Here is a 988-nt window from a genome sequence, read left to right as displayed (position 1 = left end):
GCTGCCATGAAGGTATGTGCAACACCAGTAGGGCATGCCGTAATAGCGACGATTTTCTTGGTTGCAGAAGCACTTTCGACAGGCGCTTCAACTGTGGTTGCTTGTTCAAGTGTTGCTGCACTTTCGACTGCGGTCGTTAAGAATGCGGTAGCATCTTTTGCCACCGCGCTGATTTCTGCTTGGTAGACTTTTTTACCTACGAAACGAGAAGTATCAACGGTGGTGTTCGCCGCGATTACGATCGCGTCAGCTTGTTCAATGTCAGCGTCTGTCAGCGGCGTTGGAGCAATAACACTGGATTGGCATTCAATCTTGGCGTTCCAACCTAGTTTAGCGACCGCTTGTTCTAATAGACCCGCCGCAAGGATGCTATTAGCAACACCACTAGGGCAGGCAGTAATAATGGCAATATTCATACTGATAACCTTCTGTTCCTTAGTTTTTGTCTAAGTTCGTATTAGGGTAAAGCTCGCTGACTTGTGTTTGCAGCTTAATGTTTTCCAGTTCTTCTTGACTGGTTAGCCCCACGCCAACTTGGCTAACTGCTAAAGCAGAAAGCGCTGTCGCGAAGCGCAATAAATCGTGTTTCGGCATCACTTGCATGTGACCCCAGCATAAGCCTGCCACCAGTGTGTCGCCCGCACCTACGGTGCTCACCACATTCATGCGTGGCGGTTGTGCGCGTAGCCACTCGCTTTGGTTTAGCCACATCACACCGTCAGCACCCATCGACACCACAATGTTCTCGATGCCTTTGTTGCTGAGGGTTTGTGCTGCCACTTGGCACTGTTCTGGCGTTTCTAGGTGCTCACCGACAAAGTCACTCAGCTCTTCGTCATTTGGTTTAATAAGCCATGGATGAGCATCAATACCTGCACGTAGAGCGGCTTTGCTGCTGTCGAACAATACTTTTTTGCCTTGTTGATGCAGTTTTTCAATCCACGCTGCGCATTGCTCAGCGGTTACACCGCCCGGTAGGCTGCCAGCT

General features: G+C 50.0%; 1 protein-coding gene and 1 pseudogene. Both read right to left on the bottom strand.

The genetic code is table 11. The features are described from left to right. Window positions 1-416, bottom strand: a pseudogene (locus tag R7040_RS24990) (PTS fructose transporter subunit EIIBC); the annotation flags it as partial. A 19-nt stretch (window positions 417-435) separates the two neighbouring features. Further along, window positions 436-988: 1-phosphofructokinase family hexose kinase (locus R7040_RS24985; protein WP_318097352.1), on the bottom strand; the 553-nt coding region annotated here is incomplete at its 5' end.

It is taken from the genome of Vibrio sp. 1069, assembly GCF_033340555.1.
This window is presented reverse-complemented; position numbering and strand designations above follow the sequence as displayed.